Origin of the sequence: Rhodoplanes tepidamans, assembly GCF_030813915.1 — a bacterium.
GTDB classification, from domain to species: domain Bacteria; phylum Pseudomonadota; class Alphaproteobacteria; order Rhizobiales; family Xanthobacteraceae; genus Rhodoplanes; species Rhodoplanes tepidamans.
In genome coordinates this window covers 290,453-315,888 of the sequence record NZ_JAUSUJ010000003.1, presented here as the reverse complement: position 1 = coordinate 315,888, position 25,436 = coordinate 290,453, and the positions used below count along the sequence as shown (strand labels likewise).

The following is a 25,436-nucleotide window of genomic DNA, read 5'->3' as shown; positions in this document are numbered from 1 at the left end:
CTCCGGCTCCGTCGGCGCCGTCCTGCCGCGGATCATCGATCTGTCACATCCGGTTCGTAAACGGGTGGGCTCGTGAGGATCAGGCGCTGCCCGCCGGGATCCGGCGGAGACGTCGCGAGACCGTGGCGCGGTCCCGGTGAGCCGCCCGTCACGGCTCTGTCGCCGGCCGGCCTGTATCCTCGTGGTCGAGGTGCGACCCGCGTGGCCAGATCGGACGGTGGCAGAAGAGTGCGGCTCGGAGCGGCCGAGCCGGAACGTGGCCGTGCCGGCCGGCGGCGCGCGCGCGTGCTCGCCGTCGCGATCGCGCTGCTCACCGTCCCGGGCCTGCCGGGAGCGCGCGACGCCGGCGCCGAGACGGCGTCCGTCGCGCCGGCCGGGCCGCATTGGTTCGACATCCCGACCCAACCGCTCGCCGCCGCGCTGGAGGCCTACAGCCGGCGAACCGGGCGCATGGCCGCTTACAACGGAACGCTGGCGACGGGGCGCAGCTCCCATACCGTCCAGGGAACGCTCGACGCCGACGAGGCTCTCGATTTGCTTCTGAGAGACACGGGATTGCAGGCGGTGCGCACGACCGAGACGACCTTCGTCGTGGTTCCCGAGGATCCCCGCACCCGCCCCGTGACGTCGGCACGGGCGGTCGCCGCCGCGGCGCTGGCCCGCCAGACGGTGACCGAGCGTCGCTACTCGGGCGTGCTGCAGGCGGCCGTCAACGACGTCCTCTGCCTGCGCGCCGTCACCCGCCCGGGCGGCTATCGGCTGGCGGTCAGCTTCTGGATCACGCCCTCGGGGGGCATCACGACGCCGAGACTTCTGGGCTCCACCGGCTCGCCCGAGCGCGACGCGGCCGTCCTCGGCGCGTTGCGGTCGGCGTCGGTGGGCGAGGCTCCGCCCCCCCGCATGGCGCAGCCGTTCACGATCCTGCTCCTGCCGCAGCCGCCGGGGGCCCGTACCGGCTGTCCGTCGCTCGAGGCGTCGCAGCGCCATGGATGACCAGGGCGCGCCGGCCGGGCGGATGCCGCCGGCACGGCAGGGGTCGCACGCCGACACGCTGCGGACCTATCTCGTCGAGCGCTACACCGATCTCCGCGATCGTCTCGCACGGCGTCTCGGTTCCTCCGACCGCGCCGACGATGCGCTCCAGGACACCTATCTGCGTCTCCACGGCACCGAGATCGCCGGCGAGCTCCGCAATCCGGGCGCCTATCTGCTGCGGGCCGCGTACAATGCCGCGCTCAACCGGATCCGCTCGGAGAACCGCCTGCTCGGGCCCGGCGACATCGACGCGCTGATGCACGTCGCCGACGACGCGCCGAGCGCCCAGCGCGTTCTGGAGGACCGCCTGGATCTCGACCGGCTGAGCGCCGCGCTGCGCGAGCTGCCGCCCCGCCGGCGGGACATCCTGCTCGCCGTGCGGCTCGACGGTGCGTCGCATCGGGAGATCGCCGCCCGCTTCGGGATTTCGGCGAGCCTGGTCGAGAAGGAGCTGAAGAAGGCGCAGGAGCACTGCGCGCGCCGCGTGAAGCGGAGGAGGGCGGGGACGTGACCACCGACGTCGAGCTCTCGTCGATCGAGGTGGAGGCACACGCCTGGGTGCGTCGCCTTCATTCCGGTGCAGCGACGGTGGCGGATGCGCGCGCCCTGGAGAGCTGGTGCGCGCGCAGCCCCACGCATGCCGCCGCGTTCGACGACGCGAGCCGGCTCTGGCGGGCCCTGGGGTTCGCCGGCCAGGGCCTGCGCGACGACGAGCGGCGCCTCCTGCGGGCGCGCCGGGCGGGGCCGATCGGCCGCCGCGCCCTGCTCGGCGGGGCGCTCGCCGCCTCGGCCGCGGGTCTCCTGCTCACCCGCCCGCCACTGTCGCTGTGGCCGTCGCTTTCCGAGCTGGCGGCGGACTACCGCACGGGTGCGGGCGAGCAGCGGAGCATCGCCGTGGCCTCCGACGTCTCGGTCCAGCTCAACAGCCGAACCAGCATGTCCGTGTCGCTCGGCCCGACCGCCGATGTCATCCAGCTGATCGCCGGGGAGGCGTCGTTCCGGACCGGTGCGGCGCGCTCGAAGCCACTCGACGTCGACGCCGCGTCCGGGCGGGCCTCGGCGCGGGCCGCTCACTTCGACGTCCGGGTGACCGGCGCGCGCGTCTGCGTGACCTGTCTGTCCGGAGAACACGTGCGGGTGGCCGTCGGGGCCGCGACGGTCGATCTGGCGCCGCGCGAGCGGGTCGTCTACGACGCCGGCGCGCTGGGCCGGGTCGCACCGGTCGACCCGGCGGTCGCGGCGGCGTGGCAGGAGGGCGTCCTGGTCTTCGAGATGACGCCGCTCGCCGAGGTGATCGAGGAGCTCAATCGCCATCGCAACGGCCGCATCGTCCTGCTCAATGCCGAAGCCGGCCGCGCGCCCGTCAATGCGCGATTCCGGATCGACCGGCCGAACGACGCCCTGCTGCAGATCGAGCGGGGCTTCGGGCTCCGCGGCCACACCCTGCCGGGCGGACTCGTGCTCCTGACCTGACCCGACCCGACGGGCATCGCCGGCCGACATCGGAAATTCATAAAAAACCGTTGAGGATTCTCCGCCGGGCCGGTGTCTCCGGGTGACTCGGCGCTTCAGACGGGCGCCTTCCCGATCGACAATCGAGAGACGACGATGCCCATTCGCGCGCTCGCCCCCCGCTCCCCGCTGTCGCTCCGAGGGCTCCGCTGGGCGGGCCTTCTCGCCGGCACCAGCATGATCGCCCTCGCGGCCGGCTCGGATGCCCATGCCGGCAGCCTCCGCGACACGCGGGCGACCGCGAGCGCCGCCGCCGCGGCGGCGACCGCCGCAACGGCATCGACGCAGGCGGCCCAGACGGCCGCCACGCAGGCGCTCACCCGGCTCAAGACCTCGCTCAGGAGCATGCGCGACGCCCAGGCGGCGGCGCGAGCCGCCGCCGCGGCGGCGGCCAGCACGGTGCCGAACGGGCTCACGGCGGGCGGGCTGGTGCCGGCGAGCGGCGCCACCCCGACCGCGACCACCTACAGCACCACGGACCTTTGGCAGGGCGCGAATCTGCCGACCTCGTCGACCACCGCCGCCGGCCGCACGACGGTCGAGGTGAAGCAGACCGAGCAGAAGGCGATCCTGACCTGGGAGAGCTTCAACGTCGGCGCCGCGACCGACCTCTACTTCAACCAGACGGCGGGCGGCAGCGACGTCGCCAACTGGGTCGCGCTCAACCGCGTGCTCGACCCGACCGCGGCGCCGAGCCAGATCCTGGGCACCATCAAGGCCGAGGGGCAGGTCTACGTCATCAACCAGAACGGCATCGTGTTCGGCGGCACGTCCCAGGTGAATGTCGGCGCGCTGGTCGCCTCCTCGCTCAGCCTCACCAACGCCCAGCTCCAGGCGGGCATCAACACGCAGCTCTACGTCGCCGTGACCGGCGGCAATAATTACGGCATCCCCACGTTCGGCGTCTACGGCTCCGCACCGGCCACCAACAAGGCGGCCGACAGCCAGACCGGCGCGCTGGTGCTCGGCGACGCCCCGGGCGACGTGACGGTCGAGGCCGGTGCCGTGATCACGACCGCGAGCGGCGGCAAGGCGTTGCTGTTCGCGCCGCACGTCACCAATGCCGGCATCATCGCGGCGCCCGACGGTCAGGTCATCCTGGCGGCGGGCGAGAACGTCTGGCTGAGCGACCGGCTCGGATACGTCGACGGTCTCCTGACGACGGTCCGCGGCCTCGACGTGGCGGTCTCGGCGCCCTCGAAGTTCCTGTACAACTACTCCGATTACATGGGCGCAATCGGCAAGTGGACCGCCTACGGCAATTACACCAAGAGCCTCTACGCCCAGGTGCTGACGCCGATGGTCGAGCGGGCGGCCTCGGTCGGCTACAGCGTCACCAACACCGGCATCGTCACGTCGGAGCGCGGCGTGATCATCATGCAGGGACGCGAGGTGAACCAGCTCGGCGCCCTGTACGCGACGACCGCGCTGGACAACCAGGCCGGCGAGATCATCCTGCGCGCCTGGGGCCAGGGCATGTACGCCCACTCCTCCTCGCTCGACTACAGTCGCCTGGATCACTGGTCGCCCGGGACGCTGACGCTCGGCGTGGGCAGCGTGACCCTGGTCGAGCCCGATCTCACCGACACCTCGACGATCGAGACGAGCGCGACGGACACACTCTACACGCCGGGCAGCATCACGCTGCGCGGCCTGCTGATCGACATCGAATCCAACGCCAGCGTGGTCGCGGTCTCCGGCACCATCGTCGCGGTGGCGAGCGCGGCTGCGGACGCCTCCGACGAGCCGAACTCGTCCGACACCAGCAAGCAGAACGACGGCAGCCGCATCTACATCGGAGAAGACGCCTATGTGAGCGTCGCGGGTCTCGCCGACGTGACGTTGTCGGTGAGCAGCAACGTCGTCGCGGCCGAGCTGCGGGTCAACGAGCTGCGCGACAGCGTGCTCTACGCGGACTCCTGGCTGACCGGCGAGACCATCTATGTCGACAAGCGCAAGAGCGGCACCTTCACGGACAGCGTCATGTCCGGGGTCGACTGGGTGGACGGCGAGACCGGCGCCTGGGTCGGCACCCCGCTCGCCGACGTCACCGGATGGGTCGGCACCGGGACGACGACGCTGGCCGAGCTGGCGACGACCGGCGGCACGATCACGCTGAAGTCCGGCGGCGACATCATCACCCGCTCCGGCTCGGTGATCGACATCTCGGGTGGTGCCGTCACCTACACGGCGGGGTTGGTCGATACGACCAAGCTGCTCGGCGCGGACGGCAAGATCTACGACATCAGCGAGGCGACGCCGGACCGCGTCTATGTCGGCCTCGCCGGCGACACGGTGGTCGGCCACGACCGCTGGGGCGTCACGGAAACCTACTCCAACAAGCTTCGCCGCACCTCGACCTGGGAGGAGGGCTACACCGAGGGTCGAGCCGCCGGGTCGCTGGCGATCTATCAGGGGTCGGGCCTCGTGCTCGAAGGCGCGATCGAGGCCGGGGTCATCACCGGCGAGCACCAGGCGGCGAGCGGGCAGACGGCGACGGCGGGCACGCTGATCGTCGGCGGCGCCGGCAACGAAGACCGGCTCTGGCTCGCCTCGAACATCGTGATCACGTCGAATCCCGTGACGCTTCCGTCCGGCTTCACGGCGTCGTCGGCTCTGCCGTCGTCGTTCTCCGACATCTCCGGCGGCACCAATGCGGTCTACGCCAAGACGGTCTATCTGAACGACGACATGCTGTCCGGCTCCGGCCTCGGGACGATCGAGCTCTATTTCAACGGCACGTTCACGCTGGCGGCCGACGCCCGTGTCGACCTGGCGGCCGGCACGAGCCTTTCGATCGGCGCGAACGCCGCGACCAGCATCACGACACACGCGGTGCTCGACGGCTCCATCACGAGTCCCGGCGGTTCCGTCTACGTCACCACGGGCAACCTGACGCTCGGCTCGACGGCGGTGCTGGACGTCGGCGGGGAGTGGTACAATAGCGCCTCCACCGGCGCGGTCGCACCGACCGTCGACGGCGGCTCGGTCGCGCTCAACGGGGCGCTCACGGTCGCGCCGGGCGCGATCATCGACGTGTCCGGCGGCGGCTGGTACAAATCACTGGCGGGCGAGGTCGGCGTCAGCTACGGCGATGCCGGCTCGATCAGGCTCGGCGGCCTCGACAGCGCCGCCCTCGCGGCCCTCGATTTGCGGGCCTTTGCGGCCGGATCCGGCGGCAGCCTCGTCCTGACGCTCGATGGTGCGGTGCAGATCGGCGGCACCGACCCCGGCGACGGCACGTTCTATCTTCCGGCCACGCTCTTCGGCGACAGCGGCTTCCGCTCCGTCTCGATCACGGCGGACACGATCACGGTGCCGGACGGCGTCACGGCGACGTTGGTGCCGACCAGCATCGACCTGATCGGCGTCGACCTGGCCAGCGTGGCGACCGGGACCAGGCTGAGCGAGGTCGGCACCATCCGGGTGCTGGATCTGGTGGATCGGGCGAACCTGGACACGACTTCGATCGACCTGAGCTCCACCACGAGCATCACGATCGGAACCGGTGCCAGCCTCACCTCCGACGTCGGCGGCAGTATCGACCTGACACAGTTAGATACGAGCACGACCACGGGCATCGTACGGGTGAACGGCACCGTCTCGGCGCCGGCGGGACGCATTTCCGTCTCGGCGAGCAACGTCGTGCTGGGGGAAGCGGCGCGGCTGCATGCGCTGGGAGAGGCGGTCGTCTACACCGACCCGACCACCGGCCTGCGCTCCGGCGAGGTGCTGGACGGCGGATCGATCACTCTGTCGGGGACCACCCTCGACATCGCGACGACCGTGGTGATCGACGCCTCCGGCACCTCGGCGACGATCGACGTCGTCACCGGCCGCTCGGTCCAGCCGCTGACCCTGGCGAGCGACGGCGGATCGATCAGCATCACTCTGCCGGGACAAACCGATCTCGAAGCCACGCTGATCGCTCGGGCGGGCGGATCCGGCGCGGCCGGCGGCACGCTGACGCTGATCGATGGTGCGACAGCGTCGAGCAGCAGCGGAAGCACCACGACGATTCCCACCTATCTCGGATACTACGATCCCACGACCGGCAAATTCACACGCAAGTCCTATTCGAGCTTCGATCTCGATCTCTACGACGAGTTCGGAACGGACGCGATCAAGCTGACGTCCGCGGAACGGACCGCGATCAATGCCCTCAAACAATCGATGGCGGGGGGAATCGTCATCGTCGACGGATCGATTCCGGACGAGGCCATTTCCATGGCTGTCGATCCATGGGTGACGAATTCGGCGATCCGCGAGGCCGTCGTCTACTTGATCAACAAGTACTTCTACAACACGGTCAACGCGACGACTCCATCGACCAAGATCACCATCGCGGATGTCGCGCTGACATTCTCGCGGGTATCCGACACGAGCTTCCGGAACGGTGGCTTCTCGACGATAAACATCAACACGACGAACGCGCTGGGCCTCACCGATGGGCTCGATCTCAGCCTGCCGCAGACGGTCCTGAACATCACGGCACAGAAGATCATTCCGGTTTCCGACGATACGGTGGCACGGATTCAGGCCGCAGCGATAACGTTGGCCCGGGGCACGTCGACGGTTCCTGCGTGGAGTGCGACCTCGTCCGGCACCGTCACGCTCGAAGCGTCGCTGATCGAGATCGAGCGCGCCTCCCTCCGCGGCTTCGCCGAAACCGAGCTGGCCGCCGACGAGATCCGTTTCGTCTATCCGGCTCTCGGCACGGCCGCGACGCTCGATGTCGACGGCACGCTGGTGATGACGGCGGCGCAGATCTATCCCGCGACCGAGACCACCGCGACCGTCACGGCGGCCGACAAGATCGTGGTGCTGGGCAACGGCAGCTCGACCACGCCGCTGTCCGCGGGCGGGTCGCTGACGCTGTCCGCGCCCGATATCGAGGTCTACGGCACATTGAGGGCGCCGTTCGGGTCGGTCACGCTCGCGGCCACCAATTCCGTGACCCTGGGCGAGGGCGCGCTGGTGTCGGTCTCGGGTGATGGTCTGGTGGTGCCCTACGGGGTGATCTACGACGGCGAGTATTGGGCGCGGTACGCCAGCTCGAGCGACCCGGAACCCGACAGCATCACCGAGCTGCCGGCCAAGTCGGTGACCCTCGACGCGCCGACCGTGACGATCGCCGGCGGCGCGACGATCGACGTCTCCGGCGGCGGCGATCTGTTCGCCTCGCAGTTCATCGCCGGCACCGGCGGGTCGCACAGCGTGCTGGCGATGAGCAACACCTACGCCATCGTGCCGCTCGCCTCCTACGCGTCGGTGACGGCGCCGGCCGGCAGCGGCATCGCCGCGGGCAGCAAGATCTATCTCGCGGGCGGCAACGGCGTCGCCGCCGGCTGGTATGTGCTGCTGCCGGCGCAATACGCCCTCGTCGATGGCGCCTATGCGGTCCAGCTCGTCTCGGGCACGACCGGCACCAGCATCAAGTCTGCGGTGACGCTGGCCGACGGCTCGGTGCTGATGGCCGGCTCGCTGGCCAACGGGCTGACCGGCACGTTCGACCAGCAGAGCTCGCTGTGGCGAGTGATGTCCGGCGACGTGGTCCGCTCCTACAGCGAGTACGCCGAGGCCCGCGCCAACACCTATTTCGCCTCGGACGACTTCAAGACCCTGCAGTATCGCCTGACCGGGACCACCGTGGTGACGCCGCGCCTGCCGATGGACGGCGGCTCGCTGGTGCTGCAGGCCACCTCCAGCCTGACGCTGGACGGCACGCTCCGGTCCTCGGGCGTCGACGGCGGGCGCGGCGGGCTCGTCGACATCGCCGGGGCCAAGATCGCGGTGGTCGGCGCCGGCCAGTCGACCAGCGATCTCACCGGCTACCTGATCATCGACGCCGACCAGCTCTCCGCCTTCGGGATCGAGAGCCTGCTGCTCGGCGGCGTGCGCACCCCCACGGCCTCCGGCATGACGATCGCCGTCACGGCCGGCAGCATCGTGGTGCGCAACGACGAGGACACGGCGCTCACCGGCCCGGAGATCGTCCTCGCGGCGACCGGGGACGTCACCGTGGCGGCGGGCAGCGTGATCCGCGCCGAGGGCACGATCGCGGGCGGCGGCGGTGACCTGATCATGACCGAGGCGGAGGCCACCGGCGACCACGGCGTGCTGCTGCGGGTCTCCAACGGCGACGCGGTCGGCGTGATCCGCGCCAATGTGGACAGCAGCAGCCATGCATTGCTCACCATCGGCGAGGGCGCGGTGGTGGCGGGCGGGGCGTCGCTGATGCTCGACGCCACGGGCGAGTTCACGCTCGCCGGGTCGGCCGGGATCTCGGGAACGGCGGTCACGCTCGGCAGCAGCCGGATCAGCTTCGGCGCCACCGGTGCGGTCACCGGCGTGGCGTTCGGGACCGACGCGCTGACGCGGTTCGCCGGCACCGAGGTGCTGACGCTGCAGAGCTACTCGACCATCGACTTCTACGCCGGCGTCGATTTCGGCGCGATCGGGCTCGACACCGTGGTGCTCGATACTGCGGGCCTGGTCGGCTACACCTCGGGCACCGTCACGGTGGCGGCCGGCACCATCGCGCTGCAGAACACCAGCGGCCGCTATGCCGGCACCAGCACGTCGTCGGGCACGCTGGTGGTCGCGGCCGACGACCTGGTGCTGGCCGCCGGCGACAAGACGCTCGGCGGCTTCGCCGCCGTGACGTTGTCCGGCGCGACGACGATCCGCGGGCTCGGCACCGGCAGCCTCGATGCGGGGTCGGCCGGCCTCACCCTGGCGGCGCCGCTGATCACCAGCGAGGGCGGATCGAACCAGTCCGTCGTCACCACCGGCATGCTGGCGGTGATCCCGGGAGGGGGCGGCGTGTCGACCGCCGCGCGGGATTTCGGGAGCCAGGGCGGCGTCTGGTCGTTCACCGGCGCCAGCGTGTCGCTCGCCGGCCGCATCGATGCGCTCGGCGGCAGCGTCGGCCTGACCGCGACGGCGGGCGACGTGACGCTGGCGAGCGGCGCCGTGATCGACGTCGGCGGCTACGCCAAGACGTTCTACGACGTGGTGGCCTACGCGGATTCCGGCGACATCGCCCTGACCGCGGTCGGCGGTGACGTGCGGGTGCTCGCGGGCTCGGCCCTGACTCTGTCGGCCGACGCCGGCGGCGGCGACGCCGGCAGCCTGTCGGCGACCGCCTCGGGCGGCGGAACCGTGGTGCTGGCCGGTGCCATCGACGCGCATGCGGCGAGCGGGCGAGGCGGATCGTTCGCGCTCGACGTCGCGGCGCTCGCCGACTTCTCCGCCTTCTCGTCCTGGCTCGACACGGCCGGCTTCAGCGGCGCGCGGACGTTCCGCATCCGCAACGGCGACGTCGTCATCGACGGCACCACCACGGCCGAGACCTTCGTGCTGTCCGCCGATACCGGATCGGTGACGGTCTCCGGCACCATCGACGCACGCTCGACCTATGGCGGCACGATCACCATCACGGGCGGCGGCGGCCTGACGATGACGAGCGACGCCGTGCTGACGGCGGCCGCCACCAGCTCCGACGATCTGGGCAGCGCCCGGGTGACGCTGGAGGCGACCGGCGGCACGCTCGACATCCGGGGCGGCAGCATCGACGTCTCCGGCGGCGACGGCGGCAAGGTGGTGTTCCGGGCGCTGCAGAACGCCACCCACGACGGCATCGCCGTCGCCTCTCTGGCCCCCGTCATCACGGGCGCGCGCCTGTCGACGCTGGACGGCGTCGCCGTCTATTCCTACGACAGCGACGTCACCATCGATTCGGCGCTGGCCGCCGCCTACACGGCAGACGCTGCGACCTTCGTGACCTGGGCCGCGACCTCGAGCCTCGGCGCGGCCAGCGGCATCCTCGTGATGCCGGCGATCGAGGTGCGCAGCACCGGCGACATCGCGGTGACGGCCGACTGGGACCTGTCCACCATGAGCGCGCATGCGGGCACGCTGACGCTGCGCGCGGCGGGCAATCTCGTCGTCACCGGCAATATCAGCGACGGCTTCGACGGCGCGACGCGGTCGAGCAACACGCTGCTCGGCCGGGAGTCCTGGAACCTGCGGCTGGCCGCGGGGGCGGATCTGTCATCCGCCGGCGCGAGTGCGGTCCGGCCCAATGCGGCGCTCGCCGACGGCGAGGGCGGCCTGACGCTCGGCAGCACCACGGCCGGGTCGCTGGTCCGGACCGGGACCGGCGACATCACGATCGCGGCCGCGGGCGACATCGGCCTCGTCCATTACCAGTCGGCGATCTACACGGCCGGCCGCGCCGACCCGACCGTGTACAGCAACTTCAGCGCGCCCAGCGGCGCCCAGTACGGGGTCTGGGGCGGCAACCTCGCCATCAGCGCCGGGGGCGACATCAGCTCGGTCTATCTGACGGGCAGCAGCAGCACCTCCAACATGAACTATGCGCAATGGCTGAAGACGGCCGGCTCGGTGAACAGCGCCTTCCTGTTCCTCGACTACACCGCCAGCGGCATCACCAATCGGGGCCAGCAGTCCACCTGGTACGTCGATTACAGTGGCTTCGTGCAGGGCGTGGGCGCGCTCGGCGGCGGCAATGTCGGGGTCGATGCGGGTGGCGACCTCGACAACCTGGTGGTGGCGCTGGCCACCACCGGCCGCGTGCTCGGCGGCACCACGACGACGACCGACAAGCAACTGGTGACGAACAACGGCGGCCTCCTGAGCGTCGATGCCGGCGGCACCATCTACGCCGGCTACTACTACATCGCCCGCGGCGCCGGCGAGATCGAGGCCGCCGCGCTGGCCGTCGGCCACACCGTGACGGTCGGCAGCACGGTCTATTCGGTCGCCCCGGTGCTGTCGCTCGGCGACGCCTCGCTCCGCGTCACCACCAAGGGCGACATGCGCGTGCAGGGCGTGATCGATCCGCTGATGGCCTACGATGCCGCGACGGGCATTTATGTTCAGGCGTACATGCTGGGAGTGAGCGAGCGCGCGACCCTCGAGCTCGTCTCGGTCGGCGGCGACGTCGTCCTGGTCAATCAGGCGAACCACGTCTCCGACGACAGCTCGGACTCGTACGCCGCCTACTACGATCGCGCCAATCTCTATCCTTCGATCACCACCGTCGTCGCCCTCGACGGGAATGTCAGCAATCTGGCCAGGATGATCATCCTGCCGGGCAGCGAGATCGACCTGCGCATCCTGGCGGCCGACGACGTCACGCCGGGCACGATCCTGATGAGCCGCGCGGTCCGCGAGATGCTGCCCTCCGCCTTCGTGCCCTCCGGCGGCTCCGGCTCGGCCACGCAATACGTCAAGTATTCGGGCACCGACAATTGGGTCACGGTGTTGACCAACTATGCGGGAGCCCAATACTTCTCGTCCACTCCGACCTTCGAGAATTATCTGGAAAGCGTCAGGAATCCGACCACGTTGCCCAATGCGGGCGACCACGAGCCGAGCCGCATCTATGCCCTCGACGGGACCATCTGGGGCGGCAGCCTGACCGCCAACGAGTCGGTCCAGATCCTCGCCGGAACCGACATCCGCAACCCCACCTACGCGATGCGCAACCTCCACGAGGCCGACACGACGTGGATCAGTGCCGGGCGCGACATCGTCGGCGGCACCTACCAGATCGATGGTCCGGGCAGCCTGCTGCTGACCGCCGGCCGCGACGTCTACTCGACCAGCGGTCTCTACTCCGCGTCTCCCATGTCCATCCTGGCCAGCGGCAATCAGGTCTACAGCCTGACCGACGGCGCCGTCACCTCGTACGGGACCATCAACGGCCTGCCCGAGACCGGCGCCTCGATCGAGGTGATCGCCGGCCTCAATGGCCAGCAGCCGGCCTATGCGGCGTTCATGGCGGCCTATCTCGATCCGACCAACGTCGCCGTCATGTCGGGCTGGCTCACCACCACGGTCGGTGGCGTCACCGTGCCGCTCTATCTCACCGACGCGTACGAGACGCTGTCGGACGGGACGGTGAAGCAGACCCGCTTCGGCCTCGTCTCCTATGTCGCGCAGGTCACCGGCCGGACGCTGTCGGCGAGCGAGGCCTGGGACGTGTTCCAGACCCTGCCGGCCCTGACGCAGCAGCGCTTCGTCCGCTCGGTCTATGTCCAGGAGCTGCGGGCGGCCGGACGCGACCAGTCCGGCGACCTGACCACCGGCGGCTACGATCGCGGCTACACGGCGATCGCGACCCTGTTCCCGGGCGACGGCTGGGACGGCGACATCCAGTTCGGCAACGCCTTCGTCCGAACCAATGCGAGCGACGGCGACATCCGCCTGCTGGCCCCGGGTGGCGGCGTCCAGGTGGCGAGCCTCAACACGGCACCCGACGCCGGCTACGGCATCGTCTCCCTCGACTACGGCCGGATCGAGATCGTCGCCCGGGACGACGTGATGGTGAACGCCTCGCGCATCCTGACCTTCGGCGGCGGCGACGTGACCATCTGGTCGACGGTGGGTGACGTCGATGCCGGACGCGGCGCCAAGACCACCCGCATCCCGGTCTCGTCGATCATCGATACCGACGAGGACGGCGTCACCCGCATCATCCCGCAGGCGGACTTCAGCGGCTCGGGCATCGGCACGGTCGAGGGCTTCACCGACGTCGAGCCCGGCGACGTCGACCTGATCGCGCCGGAGGGCACGGTCAATGCCGGCGACGCCGGCATCCGGGTCTCCGGCGACTTCAACGTCGCGGCGCGCTTCGTCCTCAACATGGACAACATCAAGGTGAGCGGCGAGACCAAGGGCGTGCCCAAGGAGGACACCAAGGTCGCGCCCCTCGCGGTCGAGACCCAGGACAAGACGGCCGCGGAGGCGGCCGCCGCCGCGACCCAGCAGGCCACCGGCGATCGCCCCTCGGTCATCATCGTCGAGATCCTCGGCTATGGCGGTGGCGGAGAGGAGCGCACGCCCGACGCGGACGAACGCGACCGGCGGTCTCAGGTGCCGCGTCCCTACGATGTCGACAGCGCCGTGCAGCTCGTCGGCAACGGTTCGCTCGGAGAGGCCCAGCTCCAGGCGCTCACGGTCGGCGAGCGGCGGAACCTCGCGCGGCGGTGAGAGCCGGTCGGAGCTCGGGAGAGCCGTTGCACGTTTCGACGTCGTCCGGGACGCGCCGACCCCCGCCCGAAGACTTGCTCGGTCGATCCCGTGGCCGCGGCGCCTTCCGCGACCGGCAGGTCAGGCGACGGCGAGAGCCGTCAGGCTGACGGTGGGATCATCGCTCGAACCGGGCGATGGTTTCCAGCACGTCGGTTTCGGCCTCGTTCGGCTGGGGTGTGCCAGTACGCGGCCGGGGTACCGGTTGCGCCGGGCGATCCGCTCGGCGCTCGTCTCGCCGGAGGCCGCTCCGGTCCGTTCCTCGATCTCCAGCTCCATCAGCGGCTGGGCGGCGAAGCCGCCCATCTCCCGCAGCACATCGGCGTCCGGGGGCTCCGCCACGAGGGCGTGCAGGTCCACGCCTCGGCTCGCCATTCTCTGCCGGATCGCGGCGGTGGTACGCCAGCGTCCGGCCGGTTCGCTGGACCGGTCGCGAATTCGGGCATCGATCAGGTGGTGCGAGACCGCGCACGCCGAGCGAGATTCCGTCCCGGTGTCTCCACGGCGAAATTTCGCTCGCGACCCGTCCCGGTGCGGAATTTTGATCGAATTTCAGGAAGTTATACTGACCGCATCCCCGGCGCGGCCCGCGCGGGCGTGACCGCGACCTCGGGCTGGCGGTGGGGATCGAGCGGCCGTCCGGTCACGAACGGAGTGCGCCGGCGGAAGCCGCGACCGGAGAGTCTGACCGGCTCTGTCTGGAACGGCGCTTCTCGGGCTCGACGAGGTGCGAAGGAATTGCCCTGCTCCACGGCTTCCGGAGAGACGAGCAGGAGCCTTCGAAGCCGGTCAGGTCGTCGCGAGGCTTTTCCGCAGCGCTTCGCGCAGGTCGCGGCGGCTGGTCTTGCCCACCGCGGTCTCCGGGAAGGCGGCGACGAAGACGATGCGGTCGGGGATCTTGAAGGCGGCGATGCCGCGCTCCGTCAGCCAGGCCTTGAGGGCGCGCGCCGTCGGCGCGTCGTCGCGCGGCAGGACGAAGGCGCAGGCGCGCTCGCCCCAGACCGGGTCCGGCACCGACACCACGGCGGCGTCGCGCACCTGCGGATGGGCGAGCAGATGGTCCTCGACCTCCTCGGGGGAGAACTTCTCGCCGCCGCGATTGATGCGGTCGGTGAGCCGGCCCTGCACCGAAAGGTAGCCGTCCGGCCTCATGATCACGACGTCGCCGGTGCGGTAGAAGCCGTCCGGCGTGAAGGCGGCGGCGTTCGCCGCGTCGTCGTCGTGATAGGCCCGGATCGTGTAGGGGCCGCGGGTCAGCAGGGCGCCGGGCGTGCCGGGCGGCACCGGCCGGTCGTCCGGGTCGACGACCAGAAGCTCGTCGTCGGGGCTGATCGGCCGTCCCTGGGTTTCCAGGACGCGATCCGGGTCGTCGTCGAGCCGCGTGTAGGCGACCAGGCCCTCGGCCATGCCGAACACCTGCTGCAGCCGCGGCCCGAAGGCGGCGACGATGCGGCGCGCCATCGCGGGCGTCAGCTTGGCGCCGCCGACCTGCAGCACCTTCAGGCTCGACAGGTCGTGCGGCAGGCCCGGCGCCGCCTCGGCCCACAGCAGCGCCAGCGGCGGCACCAGACCGGTGATGGTGACGCGCTCGCGCGCGATCAGGGCGAAGGCCTCCTCGGGGCTCGCCGACGGCGCCATCACGACGGTGCCGCCGGCGTGGAGCGTGCCGAGGCTGCCGGGCGAGCTCATCGGGAAGTTGTGGGCCGCCGGCAGGGCGGTCAGATACACGCTGTCGCGGCCGAGGCCGCAGATCGCGGCGCTGCCGCGCAGGCTGTAGATGTAGTCGTCGTGGGTGCGCGGGATCAGCTTGGGCAGGCCGGTCGAGCCGCCGGAGAGCTGCAGGAACGCGACTTCCGAGGGAGATCGTTCGGGCAGGTCGCGCGGCGCCTCGGCTTCGAGCTGATCGAGCGGCACGCAGTCTGCGGCGTCGCCGGCCACCACGACATGGCGCAGGCCGGGGCAGAGCGTGCGCATCTCGCGGGCGAGGCCGCGGTGGTCGAAGCCGTCGATGGTGTCGCGCACCACACAGGCGGCCGCCTCGGCGCGCGTGATCAGATGGCGGATCTCGGTGCGGCGGTGGGCCGGCAGCGCGAACACCGGCAAGAGCCCGGCCCGGAAGAGCCCGAACACCAGCGACAGGAACCGCGCCTCGTTGCCGAGCTGCAGCAGCACCCGCTCGCCCGGCACGAGACCGAGTCGCAGAAATCCGGCGGCGAGCGCGTCGGCGCGGGCGTCGAGGTCGGCGTAGCTCCAGCGGTCGCAGCCGCCGACGACGGCGAGATGCGCCGGATCGGCGGCGGCGCGCGCCCGCAGCAGCGCCCCGAAGGTCTCGCCGCGCCAGTAGCCGAGCCGGCGATAGCGCTCGGCGAAGTCCTCCGGCCAGATCTGCCGCGCCGGGATCATGCGTCCCTCCCGTCGGAACCGGCGACGGCCGGCGCGGCCAGGCCCGCGGCAATGGCGTCCGGAGCGGCGACGGCCGGGCGCAGCGGCCGGCCGAGCGGGCCGTCGAGGAAGCGGCGCTCGAACAGATGGAACGACAGCGCCGCCAAGGCGATCGTCAGCGTGTAGCCGATCGCGAAGACGGCGAGGCGCTGCAGCGGCGAGCCGGCGATCCAGCCGGGCAGAGCGATCATCGCCGCGAACAGCGCGAGCGCGTGGTAGACGTAGCCGCCATACGAGATGCGGCCGATGTAGCGGACCACCAGCGGCCGGCACATCCACACGATCGGCGGCAGGCGCGCCAGGATGGCGAGGATGGTGGCCACGGCGGCGAGGATCAGCACCGAGTAGACGATCGCCTCGCGGCCGGCGCCGATCGCGAGGCCGAGCCGCGGCGTGCCCGCATGGTCCCAGTAGACGACGAGATAGAGCGCCGCTGCGGTCACGGCGAGCAGCACCGCCGTCCAGGCGAGGCGGGGCGTGACGGCGCGCTCGTGGGCGGCGATCGCGACCAGAGCGCCGGCCGCGAAGCCGTCGAACTGGCCCGGGCTCAGCATGAACACGCCGAGCGCCCGCATCTCCTCGGGGACCCCGAGGGCGCCCAGCCACTGGCTCTCGCCCCAGCGGATCAGCGGGCTCAGCGCGACGACGGCGAGCAGCAGCACGACGACGCGGCGCGGCGCCACGACGGCGAAGACGAGCGGCAGCAGCAGATAGAACTGCTCCTCCAGGCTCAGCGACCACAGATGGCCGACGCCGCCCACCTTGAACAGTGCCGGATCGTGGAGCCCCGCCAGATTGTACGTGAAGGTCGCGAGGAACGGCAGGGCCTCCGGAAAGCGCGAACCGGGGTCGAGCAGGCCGAGCCCGCCGACGATCGACAGATAGAGGACGTAGACGGGCAGGATCCGCGCCGCCCGCCGTCGGACGAAGCCGAGCAGGAACGCCGTCCGGGTCGGGCGGCGCTCGGGGTGCTCGAGGATCGACCGCGTGATCACGAAACCGCTGATCACGAAGAACAGCCAGAGCGCCCCCCAGCCGGAGGCGACGACGTTGCTGTGCAGGAGCACGATGGCGGTCAGCGCGAAGCAGCGCAGCGCGTCGATCTCGGGCACGAAGCCGCGCTGCGGCCGGGGTGCGGTGGGGATGGAGTCCATGTCGGGTCCGTCGTTAGGCATGGGCGACGGCGGGGCGGCCGGATGGCCCGAGGCGGGGCGACAGGCGGTCGACGACGATCCGGCAGATCGCGTCGACGCTGTCGTGGATGAAGAAGTGGCGCCCCGGCATCACCGTGAGCGTGAAGGCGCCGGTGGTGTGGGCGCGCCAGCGGTCGAGCTCGCGATGGTCGACCTCCTGGTCGTCGTCGGCGCCGATCACGTCGAGCGGACAGGCGACCGCGTCGGTTCGCGGCGCCCGGGTCATCAGCTCGCTGGCGACGAAGTCGGCCCGGATGATCGGGCCCATCAGGGCCATCAGCTCGGTGCTGGCGAGCGCCTCGTCCGGGGTGCCGCCGAGGAAGCGCAGCTCGGCGAGCAGCGCCGCGTCGGAGAGGCCGATGCGCGGCCGCAGCCGGCCCGCGAAGGAGGGCGCATGGCGTCCGGAGACGAACAGATGCGCCGGCGGTCGTCCGGCCCGCTCGGCCGCGAGCGCCACCCGGAAGGCGAGCGCGGCGCCGAAGCTGTGGCCGAGCAGCGCGAAGGGGCGGTGCTGCGCCCCGATCAGCTCGGCCGCGAGCTGCGCCACCAGCGCCTCGGGGTCGGCCAGCGGCGGCTCGCCCATGCGGGCGCCGTGGCCGGGCAGCTCGATCGGGCGCACGCTGATCCACGCCGGCAGCCGCTCGTCCCAGCGGCGGAACACGGCGGCGTTGCCGCCCGCGTAGTGGAAGCAGATCAGGTCGAGCGCCGCGAGCGGCTTGCGGCAGCGATAGGGCAGGCAGGGCGGAACTGTCATGCGGGAGGCGTGTCCGGGCGCGGCTCCGCCGCGCGGTGGGCGAGCGCGGCGTTGAGGCTCGCGAGGGTCGGATGGGCGAACAGATCCGTCACCGACAGGGCGACACCGAGTTCGTCGCGCAGCCGCCCGTGCGCCTCGACGAGCAGCACCGAGGTGGCGCCGAGCTCGAAGAAGTTCTCGTCGGGCGGGATGTCGGCGCGGCCGAGCAGGCGCCCGAGCACGGCGGCGATCCGGCGCTCCAGCTGTGACGCGGGGCGTGCGGAAGGCGCCGCGGCGGCGAGCACCGGCAGGGCGCGGCGGTCGATCTTGCCGTTGACGGTGAGCGGCGGCGCGGCGAGGCGCCCGATCAGCCGCGGCACCATGTGGCGCGGTAGCAGGCCCTGCACATGCGCCCGCAGCGCCTCCGGCTCGACCGTCGCGCCGGGCCGCGGAACCACATGGGCGACCAGCATCGGGGCGCCGCCGGCCTGCACGGCGGCGACGGCGCGGGCGACGGCGGGATGGGATTCGAGGGCGTGCTCGATCTCGCCCAGCTCGACCCGGTGGCCGCCGATCTTCACTTGTGTGTCGGCGCGGCCGAGGAACTCCAGCGTGCCGTCCGGCCAGAAGCGGCCGAGATCGCCGGTCCGGTAGAGCCGCTCGCCGTCGGCGGGGTGCCGGACGAACGCCGCGGCGGTCCTCTCGGCGTCGTCCCAGTAGCCGAGGGCCAGCCCGGCGCCGCCGATGTGGAGCTCGCCGCAGACGAGGTCGGGCCGGTCGGCGCCGGCGCGGTCGAGCACCCGATAGTGCTGGCCGCGCAGCGGCCGGCCGTAGGGCACCGCGCGCCACTGCGGCGGCACGGTCTCGACCTCCTGGGCATTCGACCAGATCGCCGCCTCGGTGGCGCCGCCGAGCACGATCAGCCGCGCCGCCGGGGCGAGCCGACGCAGCCGGCCGGCGAGGTCGAGCGGCATCCAGTCGCCGCTCGCCAGCACGAGGCGCAGCCCGGCGAGCGCCGCCGCGTCGATCCGCCAGGCGGCGAGCAGCATGGCCAGGAAGGTCGGCACCGAGTTCCACACCGTGACCCGGTGGGCGGCGAGGAGCGCCAGCCAGTGGTCGGGATCGCGGGTCCTGTCCGGGTCCGGCATCACCACGGCGCCGCCGGCGGCGAGCGGCGCGAACAGGTCGTAGACCGAGAGGTCGAAATCGAGCGCCGAGAGCGCCAGCACGCGATCGTCGGGGCCGAAGCCGAACCGCGCGATCATGTCGTCGATGGTGTTGCGCACCGCGCCGTGCGCCATGGCGACGCCCTTCGGCACGCCGGTCGAGCCCGACGTGAACAGCACATAGGCGAGGTCGTCGGGACCATTGGGGCGGCGCGCGAAGCGCGCGGCGGGCGCGATGTCGAGCGGATCGTCGAGCCCGACCGCGACCGTCGGGAGCCCGGTCTCGAAGGCGTCGCCCGCGCCGTCGCGCGAAGAAATCACGGCGGCGGGCCGCGCCTGGGCCGTCATGGCGGCGGCGCGCGCCGCCGGCTGGTCGGGGGCGATCGGGACATAGGCGGCGCCGAGCGCGTGCACGGCGAGCACCGCGACCGCCTGCAGCGGCCCCTTGGCGAGCCGGATCGCGACCCGGTCGCCGGGCGCGACGCCGGCGGCGTCGAGCCGTGCGGCGAGCGCCAGCGCCCGCTCCGCCAGCGCGCCGTGAGTGAGCGTGCCGCCCGACCAGATCACGGCCGGCCGCTCCGCCCGTGCGTCGAGGCCCGCCCAGAACGGCGCGTCGAGGCCGGCGTCGGGTCCGGCCGGAATGCGGGCGGCGCCCGCCTCGGCCCGCACGGCGGCCCGCGTCGCCCGTTGCGCGCCCGGCAGCGTGCGCGGCAGCGGCTGCGTCCAGGCTTCGGGCTCGCAGGCGAGCCGGTCGAGCGCCGCCTCGTAGGCGGCCAGCATCGGCGGCACGGCGTTGAGGTCGATGCCGGCCGCCGAGATGTCCCAGTTGAACAGCATGGCGCCGTCGCGCTCGATCACCTGATGGTCGAGCGCCACCTGCGGGGTCTGGCTCAGGCCGTAGACCTGCCGCCAGGAGATCGGCCGCGCGGCGCGGGCGTCGCCCATCAGCATGCTGGTGAAGACGACCGGCATCAGCGCGCCGCCGAAGTCGCCGCGCAGCCGGGCGAGCTCGCGCAGCAGCGTCACGCCGTCGACGGCGCCGTGCTCGATGTGCTCCAGGAGCGCCGTGCCGGCATCGCGCATCTGATCGGCGAGCGGCCGCTCGATGCCGCAGAAGCCCAGGAACGTGACGTCGGTGAACTCGCCCAGCACCCGCTCGATCTCGGGATGGATCGGCGGCCGGTTGAACAGCGTCACGTCGAGGGCGACGTCCTCGTTGCGGCTCCAGCGCGACAGCACGTTGGCGAACACGGTGCACAGCGCGATCGACGGCGTCACGCCGGTCGCCCGGCAGGTCGCCTTGAAGGCCGCCCAGCGCGGCGCCTCCAGGCGGCCGGCGAAGCGGCGGAAGCGGTTCGGCGTGCCGGCGGCGGGCGGCGGCAGGGTCGGGGCCGGCGGCAGCGCCGGAAGCGCGTCCCGCCAATAGGCCCGGGCGGCGGCGCGGCGCGCCGCGCCGGTGTCGCGGCCGGAGAGCAGCACGTCGCGGAACAGCAGCGTCGGCGCCGGCGGCGGCACGATGCCGTCGACGAGGTCGAGCCATTCCTGGAAGAAGAGCTGCCAGCTGAAGGCGTCGAGCGCGATCAGGTCGACGCTCACATGCAGCCGCACGACGTCGCCGCGGCGCGTCGCCCGGATCTCGAACAGCGGCCAGGTGCCGGGATCGCGGGTGCAGCTCTCCATCTCGCGCCGGATCGCCACCAGCGCCGCGGCCCAGTCCGACTCGGACAGCCCGGTCAGGTCCGTGGTCGCGATCTCGTAGGCCGGCACCGTCTCCAGCACGCGCTGCTGCCCGCCCTCGCACATCACCACCCGCAGCATGTCGTGGCGGGTGATCACCTCGTCGAGGCAGCGCGCCACGGTCTCGACCCCGACGCCGCTCCGCTCCAGCTCGACATAGCTGTGGGCGGCGACGCCGCCGAGCGCCATCGCCTCCGACCGGCCGACCCGGTAGGCCTCCTGGATCGGCGTCTGCGGAAACGGGCGGAACCGGTCGGCCGGGCAGGGGACGATCGGCGACGCAGGCGCCGCCGGAGGTACGGCAGCGGCTGCGAGCGTCGCGAGCCGGGCCATCAGGTCCGGCTTCCTCGCGGCGATCTCGGCACGCAGGGGAGCGTCGAGCGCACCGGCGCGAGCCTGGTAGCGGAGCTGGCCGTCCTCGACCCACAGGCGGATGCCGCGCGCATCGAGCCGGTCGAGCAGATCCGAGAGGCTCACAGGCTGCCCTCCAGGGTCGGCGCCACCGATCCGACCGGCGCGGCCCGCCACGCCGCGAGATCGGCGGCCGCGATGGCGCCGCCGGCGGCGACGTGCAGGCAGGGCTGGTCGGGGCCGAGCCGCAGCGCGGCGTGCAGAGTCTCCAGCGGCGCGTCGCCGACCTGGCAGAGGCCGAGGCCGTTCTCCATCGCCGCCGTCTCCAGGAGCTGGCAGACGGCGCCGCACTCGATCAGCCCGAAGGCGAGGCTGGCCCGATCGTAGAGTGGTGCGACGACGTCGAGGGCGAGCGCGAAGCAGAGGACGAAGGCGGCGCCGTCGAGCCAGCCGGCATTGCCGGGCGTGGCGATCGGCGGACAGGGCGCCGCCACGCGATGCACCAGCCGGTGGCTCTGCGGATCGTACCACCACGCGCCGGCCGCCAGCCCGGCGACGCGGCCGGGCGCGATCCACACATGCGTCTCGAGCGGGTACCGGCCGCCGGCGGACGCATAGGCCCGGCGCGGCTGGCCCGCCACCTCGGCCTCGCGCAGCACGGCGAGCGTCGCGGCGAGCCTGTCGCGCGCGAACGGCGCCCGGTCGAAGGCCCGCCAGCTCCGCCGCGCGAGGATCAGGTCGTCGATCGGCGCCGCCGCGAGGTCGATCGCCTCGCCGGCCGGTCGCCACCGGCGCAGGCTCCGCTTGAACAGGCGGCGCGCCTCGGCGTCGAGGATCGGCGGGCGCTTCGCGACATAGTCGTCGAGCCGCCGCTCGGCCGCCGACCAGGCGGCCCGCGCCGGCGGCCGGCCCGCCTCGGCGCCGGTGCCGGTGCCGCCGAGCTCGGCGACCAGCGCGGCGAGGTCGCGCAGCTGCGCCGCCGCGGCGAGCCGCGGCAGCGGCGGCCGGGTGCCGGTCGCCGCCTCGATCCGGGTCGCCAGCGTGATCAGGTCGACCGACGAGGCGCCGAGTGCGACCAGCGAGTCGTCCGCCGTCGGGGCCGGCCCGCCGAGGATGTCCCGGACCATGGCCAGCACCGTCGCCATCGCGGGGCTGTCGTCGATCGGGTCCGCCGCGGCGGCGGGCGGGGCGACGCCGGCGGCTGCGTCCGGCTGTGCCGGCACCGTCTCGGCGCGGCGGAGCGCGGCGCGGTCGACCTTGCCGTTCGCGGTCAGCGGCCAGCGCGTCACCCTGGACCAGCGCGCCGGCACGAAATGGTCCGGCAGGCGGCTGCGCAGCCAGCGGTCGAGCTCGACGAAGGCGACGTCGTCGGCCTCGACATGGGCGACGAGGCGCCGATGCGCGCGGCCCTCGGTGGCGAGAACGACCGCCTCGCGCACCGCCGGATGGGCGCGCAGCGCCGCCACCACCTCGCCGGTCTCGACCCGGTGGCCGTCGATCTTCACCTGCTCGTCGCGGCGGCCGAGGAACTCGATCGTCCCGTCCTCGCGGTAGCGGCCGAGATCGCCGGTGCGGTAGAGCCGCAGTCCGGTGCGCGGATGCGCGAGGAACTGCGCCGCGGTCCGCTCGCCGTCGCCGTAGTAGCCGCAGGCGAGGCCGCGGCCGGCGACGAACAGCTCGCCGGTCTTTCCGGGCGGCGCGATCGCCAGCCCCTCGTCCAGCACGAACACCTGCTGGCCGCCGAGGGCCCGGCCGTAGGGGATGCTGGTCCAGGCCGGATCGACCGTCTCGATGCGATGGAAGATCGACCAGATCGCCGCCTCGGTGGCGCCGCCGAGGCTGATCATTTCAAGGTTCGGCCACAGCGCCCGCGCCCTGCCGGGCAGGTCGACCGGGATCCAGTCGCCGCTCAGCAGCGCGGTGCGCAGCGCCAGGCTCCGGCTGGCGGCGGGCGCCAGCGCGCAGGTCTCGACGAACAACCCGAACAGGCTCGGCACCGTGTTCCACACGGTCACGCCGTGCTGCCGGCACAGCGCCAGCCAATGGCTCGGATTGCGCTGCTCGGCCGCGTCGGGCAGCACCAGGCAGCCGCCGGCGCCGAGCACGCCGAACACGTCGTGCACCGACAGGTCGAAATGCAGCGCCGACAGGCCGAGCACCACGTCGCCCATGCCGAGGCCGAAGCGGGCGTTCACGTCCAGCACGGTGTTCACGGCGGCGGCGTGCGAGACCGCGACGCCCTTCGGCGCGCCGGTCGAGCCGGACGTGTAGATCACGTAGGCGAGGTGGTCCGCCGAAGCACCGGCGTGGCCGGTCAGGTCTTCGGTGTCGCCCGGCGGCACCGTCGCCACGTCGATCACGGTGCCGGCGAAGCTGTCCGGCGGCCGGGCTCCGGCGGCGAGCGTGAGGCGCGGCGCGAGGTCGGCCAGGATGGCCGACTGGCGGGCCGCCGGCTGCGCGGCGTCGATCGGCACATAGGCGCCGCCGGCGATCGCGACGGCGAGGCAGGCGGCGATCTGGTCGACGCCCTTGACGCCGAGCAGGGCCACCGGCTCGCCCGGCCGGACGCCGTGCCGGCGCAGCAGGTCGGCGATGCCGGCGACCCGGGCGGCGAGTTCGCCGTGCGTCACGGTGCCGGAGGCGGTGGCGACGGCGGGGCGGGCCGCGGCGGCGGGCAGGCGGTCGAGCCAGAGGTCGTGCAGTCGCGTGGCGGGCGCCGGCGCGACCAGCGGCGGCACCAGGTCGGCGGCGCTCGGGTCGGGCCGCGCCGGCGGCGCGTCGATCAGGCCGGGATCGTCGGCGAGCGCGGCGAGGTGGTCCATCATGGCGGCGAGCAGGCGAGCCGGCACCGGACCGGCGAAGGCGGCCGGCACCACGTCCCAGCGCAGCCGCAGCGCGCCCTCCCACTCGATCATCTGGTTGTCGAGGATCACCTGCGGGGTGCGGCTGCGCACGCAGATCTGGCGGCCCGGTTGCGCCCTGGCCCGGCCGAGCAGGCGGGTGTCGTTCTGGGTCAGCGTGCTGGTGAACACCACCGGCATCGGCACGCCGTCGAGCCGGCCGCGATACCGCGCGAGGTCGGCCGCCATCGCGAGCCCGCTGCAGGCGCGGTGCTCCATGTCGCGCCAGAGGTCGCGCTGCAGCCGCTCGATCAGCCCCCGCCACGTCTCGCCCGGCTGCACCTCCATCTCGAACAGCATGGTCGAGGTGAAGTCGCCGACCAGGGCGTCGACGTCGGGATGCAACGGGCGGCGGTCGTACATGGTGGTGTTCAGGCAGAAGCGCGGCGCGTCCGAGAAGCGTGCCAAAACCTCGCCGAACACCGCGAGCAGCAGCACCGACGGCGTCACCGCGAGCCGGCCGGCGAGCGCCTGGAGCCGGCTCCAGCGGGCCGGGTCGATCTCGGCGTCGAGCGTCTCGAACGCCGGCGGGGTCGGCACCGCGCCGAGCGGGCCGGCGAGCGGCAGCGCCGGCGCGTCCGGCAGCGTGTCGCGCTTCGCCCGCCAGTAGCCGCGGTCGCGCGCCTGCGCCTCCGGCTCGTCGCGGACCTGCAGCACGTAGTCGCGGAACGACAGGCCGATCGGCGGCAGCACGGTGTCGGGATCGGCGTAGAGGGTCGCGACGTCGTCGAGGATGCGCAAGAAGCTCTGCTGGTCGCAGATCAGCATGTCCATGGCGACGTGGACGCGCCGGTGGCCGTCGGGCAGCAGCGAGATCTCGACGGCGAACAGCGGCCACGCGTCGTGCGGCCGCGTCTCGCCGGCGAGCCGGGTGCGGATCGGCTCCAGCATCGCCTCGGGATCGGCGGCGTCGCGCAGGTCGTGCACGGGCGGCACCAGCGGCGGCACGGCGGGCAGGATGCGCTGGCGCGTCGCGTCCTCGATCACGGCGCGCAGCATGCCGTGGCGCGCGATCGTCCGGTTCCACGCGCTCGCGTAGCGGTCGATGTCGAGCGCGTCGCAGTCGATCTCGTAATAGACTTGGCAGGAGGTGCCGCCGAGCGGCAGCGAGGGATCACGCCCGATCAGGTAGCTGCGCTGGATCTCGGTGAGCGGGAACGGCGCCGCCTCGCGGGCCGGATCGGCGACGATCGACGCCGCGGCGTCCGCCGCGGTGCCCGGTGGTCCGACCGTGCCGTCGAGTCGCAGCAGGCGCTCCAGCAGGGCGCTGTCGAAGCCGGTCGGGTCGGTCGTCGAGAGCGTCATG

9 protein-coding genes and 1 pseudogene are annotated in these 25,436 nt (G+C 72.4%); 4 read left to right on the top strand and 6 right to left on the bottom strand.

Features of this window, described 5'->3' with window-relative positions; genetic code table 11:
* The first annotated feature begins 285 nt into the window (after positions 1-285).
* The 4 genes from J2S22_RS05750 (at position 286) to J2S22_RS05735 (ending at position 13,569) form a co-directional block, all read left to right on the top strand.
* A complete protein-coding gene (locus tag J2S22_RS05750; protein ID WP_272777874.1) occupies positions 286-993 on the top strand; it encodes a TonB family protein in 708 nt (235 codons plus the stop codon).
* Complete coding sequence (locus J2S22_RS05745) at positions 986-1,546, top strand: RNA polymerase sigma factor (RefSeq protein WP_272777875.1); 561 nt, start codon at positions 986-988, stop codon at positions 1,544-1,546. Before J2S22_RS05750 ends, J2S22_RS05745 begins: the two co-directional genes overlap by 8 nt.
* Positions 1,543-2,508, top strand: coding sequence for a FecR family protein (locus J2S22_RS05740; RefSeq protein WP_272777876.1), 966 nt, complete (start codon positions 1,543-1,545; stop codon positions 2,506-2,508). The genes J2S22_RS05745 and J2S22_RS05740 overlap by 4 nt, the downstream gene beginning before the upstream one ends.
* A 135-nt stretch (positions 2,509-2,643) precedes the next feature.
* A complete protein-coding gene (locus J2S22_RS05735; RefSeq protein ID WP_272777877.1) occupies positions 2,644-13,569 on the top strand; it encodes a filamentous hemagglutinin family protein in 10,926 nt (3,641 codons plus the stop codon).
* 228 nt (positions 13,570-13,797) lie between these two features.
* On the opposite strand, the pseudogene J2S22_RS05730 reads toward J2S22_RS05735, so the two are convergent.
* The 6 genes and pseudogenes from J2S22_RS05730 to J2S22_RS05705 all read right to left on the bottom strand — a co-directional run.
* Positions 13,798-13,983: pseudogene (locus tag J2S22_RS05730) on the bottom strand (IS256 family transposase); the annotation flags it as partial.
* Between the two features lie 414 nt (positions 13,984-14,397).
* The gene (locus J2S22_RS05725; protein WP_272777878.1) at positions 14,398-16,011 is read right to left on the bottom strand and encodes a (2,3-dihydroxybenzoyl)adenylate synthase; all 1,614 of its coding nucleotides are present in this window, start codon (positions 16,009-16,011) and stop codon (positions 14,398-14,400) included.
* Positions 16,008-17,204: an acyltransferase family protein gene (locus J2S22_RS05720; protein ID WP_272777879.1), complete on the bottom strand. Its 1,197-nt coding sequence runs from the start codon at positions 17,202-17,204 to the stop codon at positions 16,008-16,010. The genes J2S22_RS05725 and J2S22_RS05720 overlap by 4 nt, the downstream gene beginning before the upstream one ends.
* A 13-nt stretch (positions 17,205-17,217) precedes the next feature.
* The gene (locus J2S22_RS05715; RefSeq protein ID WP_272777880.1) at positions 17,218-17,997 is read right to left on the bottom strand and encodes a thioesterase II family protein; all 780 of its coding nucleotides are present in this window, start codon (positions 17,995-17,997) and stop codon (positions 17,218-17,220) included.
* Positions 17,994-21,356 (bottom strand): non-ribosomal peptide synthetase, encoded by a 3,363-nt coding sequence (locus J2S22_RS05710; RefSeq protein ID WP_272777881.1) that lies wholly within the window; start codon positions 21,354-21,356, stop codon positions 17,994-17,996. Before J2S22_RS05710 ends, J2S22_RS05715 begins: the two co-directional genes overlap by 4 nt.
* A complete protein-coding gene (locus J2S22_RS05705; protein ID WP_272777882.1) occupies positions 21,353-25,435 on the bottom strand; it encodes a non-ribosomal peptide synthetase in 4,083 nt (1,360 codons plus the stop codon). Before J2S22_RS05705 ends, J2S22_RS05710 begins: the two co-directional genes overlap by 4 nt.
* Between the last annotated feature and the right edge of the window lies 1 nt (position 25,436).